Raw genomic sequence first — 8,959 nt, forward strand, 5'->3', positions numbered from 1 at the left:
AGGAAAGTAAAGGAAAGTAATAAAAACAATATACCCGAACAAATTGAAAATTTGCGTCTTAGGTATTCCAAAAATCAATTAAAGATTATTGATGATTACCTAGAAATGATTCGGCATACAAGGGTGAGTGTTAAAATATCTCCTTCTGTGATTTTAGGGATGTATCAAGACTGGGACAAGCGTCCAACTATATGCGTAGAGTATGGCTTAAAAACCCATACCGAAAATCCTGCTTATCATTCTAAAAAGGAGAATGCATGAATGACCGCGGTAAAAAAAACAGGTGATTTTCACGTGCTGCGGGAATCTACAATGCCAGCTTTACTGACTGAGAATGGATTCATTGATAATACTTCCGATGCGGCCCAACTAAAAAAGAGTGCCTTCCTTGAAGCATTGGCTCAAGGCCATGTAAATGGAATAGTTAAATCGTTTAATCTGAAAATGAAGGATAATGAGGTATCCGGAAACACTCACACAATTGTAAAAGGAGATACTTTTATTCAATCGCTAATAAATACGGTGGCAAATCTTCAGGCACTAAACCCAGGTGTTAATCCAAGTGCCCTACAAATTGGAAGCATCCTTATTATAAGTGGTTTAACGGCTACTTATCACACAGTTGTGAAAGGTGACACGTTATCTGCTCTTGCAGTAAAATACGGAAGCACGATTAAACAAATCAAGGATTGGAATGGTCTTGATAGCAACTATACAATTCAGATTGGTCAAAAATTACGTGTGAAATAAGGAAAAGCCCTTCTCGTGTGGGAGGGGCTTTATTACTTTTTAATACTCTAATCTAAAATCGTTGTTAACCTAAAACATAGAATAAGCATAGTAACAAAATATCAATAGGCAAACTAATACTTAGAAATAGTAGCATATATTTTTTAGGTTCTGGGCTTCTTTTTTTGATTGAGAAGAATTCGACTCCTAAATTATTGATTGTAATGAGTATAGAAAACATCACATACAATAATACATTTTCCTTAAATGCATGTGTGAAAAGTGGAGAGAATAAAATTAAAAATGTAAACATTTGGAAAGATCCTCTTGAAAATAGATCAATTCTACCGCCTAAAAACTCTTTAAAAGTATTATCAGGATTCATGTTATCACCACCTTATTATGATAAACAGCCAGCAGCAGCAGAAGCACCTAACCACACGGCTCCAACTCCAACTCCAACAGCCCATCCTGCAGGTCCACCTACTCCTGCAACAGTCATTAGTCCTGTAAAAGCAGTAGTATGAGCAAAGCCAGCGATTGAAGCTGCTCCACAACCACTAACTCCTTGAATAGAAACCATATCTGAAGATGATCCTTGAATAGAAGCCATATTTGCGGATGATTTACTTACACCTAATTCTTTAAAAACTTGTTCCTGCAATTCTTTACCCTCTGGACTATCCATAATCTGATTAAATTGTTTAACTGTAGATTTTAACTGATTATATGTAGTAGAATCAAGATCAGCTTTTACCTTAACTTTATTCTTAATGGCTAATTGATTTTCATCTTCATCAAATTTTACATACTTTAAGATGTTATTAAGTTGATTAACTGAATTTGTTAATTGATTATAAACTCTAGAATCGTTAAGAACATCTTTTAATTCATCTTTGTTGACAATTTTGATTTGAATATTTTCTTCATCAAGTTCTAAATGTTCTAACACGGTATTTAGTTCTTCTTGTTCTGCTTTAGAAAGTTCCGTATTTTCTGCTGCAGTCGTGCTTAAAGGTGTTCCAAAAGCAGTAAATGTAATTAATGCGCCAGCCGTTAAAGTTGTAAATACTGAAAGTCTAATTTTCTTCAAAACTTGCATTTCTACGATTCCTCCTCAAAAATATAATTATATTTAGTTTTCATCTTACAAGATCATCCTAATCTGTGTTTTTTATTACAAGTAATATTGTAAAATACATTTATCTGGAAATGTGTACTAATTTATAAAATAATCAGAATTACCTATATAGTGGAAATGTACACATTTTCATTAAAATCCATTAATTCATTTTGTTTTCTGGATGATAGTTCTAAAGGCCTTCTGTTGACATAAAAAAATTCCCTTAATAGGGAATTAAAAAGGTAAATCATCCACAGGTTCAATCGGACGTACCTGTTTCTCCTAATGAAATATTCAGTTTTAATGTTTTAATGAAATTAGATATGTATAGAAGTAATAAAGATGTTAAATTTAAATTCTTTTACAATACTCGGATCTGCCCATTCCTCCATTAGTTTTCCCTCTGCCTATACCAAACCTTAGAGCCAAGCATAGACTAGAATATAAACTTTACTAAATAAAGATATAAGGCGACATACACCAAGAGATCACATACAACCGGTGGCGGCGGTAGCTTCGGTAGTGGACATAAATGCTTTCGTATCTTATTTAGTTTCTTTTTCAGGATTTTTTCAATTTCCATTTCCTCAAAGATATAATCGAGGGAAAGTCTGCTGAATAAGCAGGCTTTTTTTCATGGAGGTCATTTTTAGACGTAGCCATGCCGGTTCAAACTTGCAGATTTAAACCACTTTATTAGTACTACAATATACACAATTTTTTGATGCCATTTAGAAAAGCCCTTCTTCCATATTGGGGAAGGAATTTTTTTCTGTCTTTCTCGGGAACGTTTGTTTGGGTATAATAGATGTAAAGGAGGGATCTTTCTGATGAGTACAATTCGTGATAGAGGGCTCGTTAAATGGCAAGCAGCGTTAATTATGCCGGAACATAAAGCTTTAAATAAAAAAATGGGTGAGGTTGATTTCTTCCTGAATAAAAAACCTGTCCTTGTTGAATACCAGCTTGAAGAATTTGAAAACAACATTCATTATGCGATGGAATATCATTTACCGATAAGTTTTAGATTGCATAACGAGGGAAATCCGCATGATTTGCAAGGATACTGTGTACATACATCCAATCACGAAAGAGTTACGTATTCAGAAGAAAGATAGTACCTTTGAGAAAATTCAATTTGATGAGATTATCGGTGTGATCGTAGAAGATTAATATAAAAAGGCCCTTCTTTAATTGAACTATACCCCGAATAATGGACACAGTAAAAAAAGTCCCTTATTCGGGGTTTTTCTATGTCTTTTTACTAGAACCCCGTTTATAATCATTTCAGATATAGGGCGGGGGAAATCAAAATGAGTAAAATTAATTTTAATGAATTTCAAATAAAGGATTTAAAAAATAATCCACATGTGAAACAGGCTTCAGATCGTTCGATTGCTTATCATCCAGACTTTAAGGTAAAGGCTGTTGAAGAGAATCAAGCTGGTAAATCACCTACCCAAATCTTTATCGAACATGGCTTTGATTTAGATATGATTGGATCGGATAAACCAAAAGGCTGCTTAAAACGTTGGAGAAAAACGTTTGAACAATATGGGGAGGATGGCTTCTATACAGAGCGACGTGGGAAAGGAAGTACAGGAAGACCAAAATCCAAGGAGTATTCACAGGAAGATCAGTTAAAAAAGGCTGAAGCTCGTATTAAATATTTAGAGGCTGAACTTGAATTTCTAAAAAAGTTAGACGAACTCGAAAGGCAGGCTTCGAAGAGGAGAAAATGACAACGAGTGAAAAATTTACGTTAATTGACCAAATCATTCGCCAATATAATCTTACCAATATGGTCCGTTATTTTTGTGAAATGGCCGAAGTCAGTCGTAGTGGATATTATGCTTGGATACATGCTGAAAAGATTCGATTGACTCACGAGAAGAAAGATACGCAGGATTATGAACTTATTAAGGAAGTATTTGAGGCCAAGAAGAAAAAAGCAGGTGCCCTCACCATCAAAATGATTTTAGAGAATAAGTATTTTGTCACGATGAACCATAAAAAGATTCGAAGGCTCATGCATAAGTTCAATCTTAAAGCCATAATTCGTCAAGCGAAACCCTATAAGAAAATATCGAAAGCCACTCATGAGCATAAGGCCGTTACAAACCACTTAAATAGGAACTTTAACCAAGGAGAACCGAGGAAAGTTCTTCTTACAGATATTACTTACGTTTATTATGGTTCTGGACAACCAGCTTATCTTTCTTGTGTCAATGATGCGGTTACACGAGAAATCATCGCTTTTCACTTATCTAGAAGTCTCAAGATGGGGATTGTCTATCACACATTGGAGAAGCTCTCTGATTCCCTAAATGATCTGATTCATCCTGAAGCGATCATTCATTCAGACCAAGGCGTTCATTATACACACCCTGAGTTCCAGCGCCGAGTGAAAGAACTAGGGCTGAAACAATCTATGTCCCGAAAGGGAAACTGTTGGGACAATGCCCCTATGGAATCATTCTTTGGCCATTTTAAAGATGAAGTGGATTATTTGGAGTGTCAAACTTTTGATGAGTTACACCAATTAATTGAAGAATATATGGAAGATTACAATACAAATCGTTACCAATGGAGCCTAAATAGAATGACTCCCGCACAATACGGGAGTCAACTATTAGCTGCTTAATTTATAGGTCTTTTTTTATGACTGTCCATTTTAAAGGGCACAGTTCATGTTAGATGGTGTCTAACAATTGGGGTGCAGTTCATTTTTATTTCGGTCTTTTTTGTCTTTTAATTGTATCATTAACCTATGTAGAGCATAGAATGAATTAACCCAAATAAGTTCCTCCTTAACCCAAATAAGGAGTGATTGTATGTCTGGTTGTGATGGATTTGATGGTGGATGTGGATTTGGAGGTGGCTTCGCACTATTAATTGTATTATTTATCCTCTTAGTCATTATTGGAGCTAGTTTTTGTGGCGGCTATTGCTGAGGATACGCCCCAGCCTATGGAAATGGTGCATGTTGCTAAGAATATAATAAGCTGACATCACTTTTGGTCAGCCTTTTATTTTTTATTTCTATTTCAGATGGGATGCTTTTAACTTTGTAAATCCGTATTTTCCTGATTCTTAATAAAAACCATGGACAAAAATAGGTACAAAATCAGGAGAAAAAGGCTGCTAAAATAGGGCCTTTTTTTCTTGTCATTTTTATAAGATTATCTCAGGAAGTAATTCCTGCGAGACGCACATATCCCATATCAAAGTGCATTACTCGAGTAGTCAAACAGGCATGTTGTTTATGCTGATGCAGCTAGTTTGCGGTGGCTGCTGGCGGGGCAAGGGGTTAAAAGCCCTCCAAAAATATTTATTTAGCAATTAGCATGATGAGGTGGTATTAGGTCAAATGTCTCGATTTGAACGATAGTAGTTGTTCGTAGACATCTTCTACTGGATAATTATAGGTCTAAAGGAGTGAGTGTGAATGGCTAAAAAAAAGCAATTAGAAGCAGACATAACTAAGGAAAATTGACTTGTACTTATTGAAAGTCGAACAATGCGTGATCAATATGTATACCGTGACGAGATTTTAGAAAAAGTTAAGTCTGTTGCATTTATTACAGACGAATTTGAAATGACTCTTCAAAGCGCAGCAGATTATTACGAGGTTTCTGTTGAAACTATAAGAGGTGTAGTAAAGCGCCATAGAAGTGAATTTAATGACTATGGTGAATTAAGACTTCTTAGGGAAAGGTACTAAAGGAGTTTAAAGAGGGTCTGGTACACGATGTACCAGAGTTAAAAATTCTCCATCTTTGACATTACTTAATAGAAGAGGTTTGCTAAGATTAGGAATGCTTCTTACTGAATCAGAAGTGGCCCAATCCGTAAGGAACTACCTGCTTAATATTGAAAAAGTTTCTGATGAAGAACAAAAACTCACTTCATTTATTCTTGGCTTCTTTTTAATGAAATATATCAGAAAGATCTCCAAAAGGAGATTCAAATATTGTTCTTTTTTGAACAATAAGTTCAATAGGTTCCCCTTCGTTACTTTTTTTACTTGGATTTGATGGAGTTTTCCCTTCATACCAACTCTTCTTTCCATCAAATGTTTCTATAATTTCTTCGTCACCTTTAAAGTAAACTTCAAAATCTTTTAAAGAACTATTGATTTTATAGTAGTCAATTAATTTTCTTTCGCTTAGTTCAGAGGATAACTTCATATAAGCAACAACAGTTGGTTGACCTCCACTACCCCAAGGTCCTCCACCATATGAAACTCCATAATCAAAACCTTTGTCTATAATTTCTGTATCCGGAGGAAGTGGGTAAGAGTAAAGCTTATTTGCAAATTCCTCTGCCGTCTTTTTATCTTTACTAAAAAAATCATAAGAAGACCATGCTAATATCGCAATAATCAATATGACTATCCACCATTTATATTTTCTTATCACAAAATCTCTCCGATCAATAAAGTTTACTTTAATTAATTATAACAAGGTATATACTTCACGTACATAAGAAGGGGATGTATGTGATGAAAACAGGAAATGTTATTATGCTAATACAATCTGATAGCCTAATGAATCTGTAAAGGAAGAGAATGGATGAAGCAAAGGCGTGCTGTATTAAAAAAGAGACAAACCACTAATGCCAGAAAGAACGTAGTAAGTCTCGTAAGGCTGATGGTGTACGTCATATCAAAGTAGTTAAGGATTATCCTTTGGTGGGTTTAACCTTAATTCTTTGTAATAGCTTTCATAATGCAGTTCATGGACGAGGTGGGCTAAATATTATTATTGGGGATACGTTCCGTCTGGATATTGTAAAACAAGCATTAGAAGAAGCAGGGTTCAAAGTTTTATATATACAAAACCCTCATGCAATCTATGCAAAACTTGCTCCTAGAATTGAAATGCTCTTTGCCCAAAAACGTATTATTTTTGGAGATAATCCATTGATGAGGTGGAACACAAAAAACATTGTTGTAAAAGTTAAAAATGATGGAAATAAGGACTTTGTCAAAAAAGATTAAGTTAGGAGAAAGACTGACAGATGGACAGCTTTTGTCTACGCTCTGTGGCAAGCTGATCAAATACTAGTCGATGATGTGGACTTTTTCTTAGATGATATAGAATTTTAATAGGCTCTGTAAAAGGATGTTGTTGATTATCTCGTTGAACTATCGGGGTAGGTTAGTTGAAGTAGGAATGTTATAGTTTTCTTATTAGGATAATCAAAGGGAGGGCATTGAATATGTCTGATTGTTGTGCAACAAAAGAACAAGTTTCCGAAAATAGTCGTTCTGATTTGTGTCCGTCTTGTAATGTAAAAGGGAAAAATGTAAAAATAATTACGTTAAAATCAATACTAAAACCATCAGTATTAGACTCTTTGAATGCAGGTTTAACTCATTATTTTTGTTCAACAGAAAGATGTGATGTTGTCTATTTTAATACAGGTGAAAAAATGTATCTAATGTCAGAAATTAAGGTTTCTGTTCATCAAAAAGATAAATCCTCTATTGTGCCTGTTTGCTATTGTTTTGGTTGGACAAAAGAGAAAATTAAGGAATAAATAAAACAAGAACTTAGCCCTAAACCTATTGAACACATTCGTAAAAATATAAAAGAAAATCGATGTGGGTGCGAGGTAAACAATCCTCAAGGAAGTTGCTGTTTGGGGAATGTTACGAATTATATAAAAAGCCTTTCTTAGCAAAAAAAGTGTAACATACAATATTTCACTAACAGGTGCGTTAGTTGAGATCCGGGGCTGCCATTTGGTGGCTTTTCCCCTTAATGAACTAAAGGGGCAGGATAGTTCCATAAGGAATACTGTTAAGTGACATTAAAGTTGTTTAATTTACAATAAAGTTATTTAAAAACGTCATTCATATTATTCCATTAAAGGGCCAGATTGTTGAGGAACATAGCAATTAGCAGCAAGCTAGTTTACTTAATAAATCTTATATACAATAAAAAAGGAGCTTTGAATGAGGTGACCCCCAAAAAGGATCGATCATTACGCTAACGGGCAGTTTAGTTGAACAAGAGGGTGGTGTTTTTGTTAATTTTAAACAAAAGGGAGGGGATGAATGTGCAAAGAAAGAAATATTTTATTTTAATGCCACCAGTGCTAATAATTGGGCTATTTTTATTGCTTTCTTTAGCAATTGAAACATTGGATGCAGCGCTTGTATGCCCCGGTGAACGAAGATTGTTACAGTTTGATCATTCCTTTGCCCCACCCACAGGCGGAATGCATGTGAACTTGCATAACAATGTATGGGGAACGAATTTCCCTGCTTGGTATGAAGAGGGCGCCTCTTCCGATTCAAACTGCATTTTAGATCTTTGATATAGAAGAATTGAATATTTGTATGGTATTAGGCTTGCAAGATGGTCAACACGAACTTGCAAGCTTTTCTATGTTTACGTTAGTCGGTGACTTCCACTGTGAGATATGCTACACTCTGTACAGCAATATATTCATTTGTTGGGGCGGTGAGTAGATGTACTATCGTAAAGCAAATATGAATGATATTAATCAATTGGTTCATCTAAGAAAAAAGCAATTAGTTGATGAAGGGATGGAACCGAATCAAGATATTGATAGCGAACTCAATGCTTTTTTTCACAATAAGATGAGTGATGGTTCGTTAATCGAGTGGATCGTTGAAGACAATGAAGAAACTATTGCTACGGGTGCAATTATCTTCTATGATTTCCCGCCTTCATTCACAAGTAAGAGTGGTAAAATGGGCTATATCACGAATATGTATACGAAAGAAAATTACCGTGGACAAGGGATCGCTACGACTTTGTTAACTAAATTAGTTGATGAAGCTAGAATCGCAGGTGTATCAAAAATTTGGCTCGGGGCTTCAACATTAGGTAGACCGGTATATAAAAAGTTTGGTTTTATTGAAGCAGATTATTGGATGGAATTAAATCTTTAGGCAATTACAAATGCTCTAATGCCGCGAAAATGAAGTGACCCCTTAACGGGTGCTTTAGCTGAAGATCGGAGCTGTCTTTAAGATAGCTTTTTCTTGTGTGCCAGGCATGGCAACTATCTAGGTGGTGAAAGTCCACTGTGGGGGTACACATCGACCAACCACTAAGGAAGCGCAAGGTA

At 35.2% G+C, this 8,959-nt stretch carries 10 protein-coding genes and 2 pseudogenes; 9 read left to right on the forward strand and 3 right to left on the reverse strand.

The annotated features are described in order from the left end of the window. Positions 1–261: 261 nt before the first annotated feature. On the forward strand, positions 262–750 hold the full coding sequence (locus ACQKKK_RS15420; protein ID WP_427617040.1) for a LysM peptidoglycan-binding domain-containing protein: 489 nt from the start codon (positions 262–264) through the stop codon (positions 748–750). A 64-nt stretch (positions 751–814) separates the two neighbouring features. On the opposite strand, the gene ACQKKK_RS15425 is transcribed toward ACQKKK_RS15420, so the two are convergent. Together ACQKKK_RS15425 and ACQKKK_RS15430 are read right to left on the reverse strand one after the other, a co-directional pair. Continuing rightward, positions 815–1,114 carry a hypothetical protein gene (locus ACQKKK_RS15425; protein WP_427617041.1) on the reverse strand — a complete coding sequence of 100 codons (300 nt, stop codon included), beginning with the start codon at positions 1,112–1,114 and terminating at the stop codon, positions 815–817. 15 nt (positions 1,115–1,129) lie between these two features. After that, positions 1,130–1,831 (reverse strand): hypothetical protein, encoded by a 702-nt coding sequence (locus ACQKKK_RS15430; RefSeq protein WP_427617043.1) that lies wholly within the window; start codon positions 1,829–1,831, stop codon positions 1,130–1,132. Between the two features lie 851 nt (positions 1,832–2,682). On the opposite strand from ACQKKK_RS15430, the gene ACQKKK_RS15435 reads away from it, so the two are divergent. From ACQKKK_RS15435 to ACQKKK_RS15450, 4 genes are all read left to right on the forward strand, one after another. Continuing rightward, positions 2,683–2,970: a YolD-like family protein gene (locus ACQKKK_RS15435; RefSeq protein ID WP_427617045.1), complete on the forward strand. Its 288-nt coding sequence runs from the start codon at positions 2,683–2,685 to the stop codon at positions 2,968–2,970. A 195-nt stretch (positions 2,971–3,165) separates the two neighbouring features. Next, positions 3,166–4,496, forward strand: a protein-coding gene (locus ACQKKK_RS15440; RefSeq protein WP_427617047.1) for an IS3 family transposase whose coding sequence is annotated in 2 segments (ribosomal slippage) — positions 3,166–3,553 and positions 3,553–4,496 — 1,332 coding nt in all. Because the reading frame shifts where the segments join, the coding sequence is not laid out codon by codon here. A gap of 190 nt (positions 4,497–4,686) precedes the next feature. Then, entirely contained in the window at positions 4,687–4,806 is a 120-nt protein-coding gene (locus ACQKKK_RS15445) for a YjcZ family sporulation protein (protein WP_427617049.1), read from the forward strand. A 566-nt stretch (positions 4,807–5,372) separates the two neighbouring features. Continuing rightward, positions 5,373–5,576, forward strand: a complete 204-nt coding sequence (locus ACQKKK_RS15450; RefSeq protein WP_427617051.1) for a hypothetical protein — start codon at positions 5,373–5,375, stop codon at positions 5,574–5,576. Positions 5,577–5,781: 205 nt separating this feature from the next. On the opposite strand, the gene ACQKKK_RS15455 is transcribed toward ACQKKK_RS15450, so the two are convergent. After that, positions 5,782–6,240, reverse strand: a complete 459-nt coding sequence (locus ACQKKK_RS15455; protein ID WP_427617052.1) for a hypothetical protein — start codon at positions 6,238–6,240, stop codon at positions 5,782–5,784. A 362-nt stretch (positions 6,241–6,602) separates the two neighbouring features. Here ACQKKK_RS15455 and ACQKKK_RS15460 point away from each other — a divergent pair. From ACQKKK_RS15460 to ACQKKK_RS15475, 4 genes and pseudogenes are all read left to right on the forward strand, one after another. Further along, positions 6,603–6,962 (forward strand): annotated as a pseudogene (locus ACQKKK_RS15460) (terminase TerL endonuclease subunit); the annotation flags it as partial. Between the two features lie 113 nt (positions 6,963–7,075). Next, positions 7,076–7,537: pseudogene (locus ACQKKK_RS15465) on the forward strand (putative iron-sulfur cluster-binding metallochaperone). 381 nt (positions 7,538–7,918) lie between these two features. Beyond that, positions 7,919–8,179: a hypothetical protein gene (locus ACQKKK_RS15470; RefSeq protein WP_427617054.1), complete on the forward strand. Its 261-nt coding sequence runs from the start codon at positions 7,919–7,921 to the stop codon at positions 8,177–8,179. Between the two features lie 154 nt (positions 8,180–8,333). Then, on the forward strand, positions 8,334–8,780 hold the full coding sequence (locus ACQKKK_RS15475) for a GNAT family N-acetyltransferase (protein ID WP_427617055.1): 447 nt from the start codon (positions 8,334–8,336) through the stop codon (positions 8,778–8,780). The last annotated feature ends 179 nt before the right edge of the window (positions 8,781–8,959 follow it).

Origin of the sequence: Peribacillus sp. NPDC006672, from assembly GCF_050274955.1 — a bacterium.
Classification (GTDB): domain Bacteria; phylum Bacillota; class Bacilli; order Bacillales; family DSM-1321; genus Peribacillus.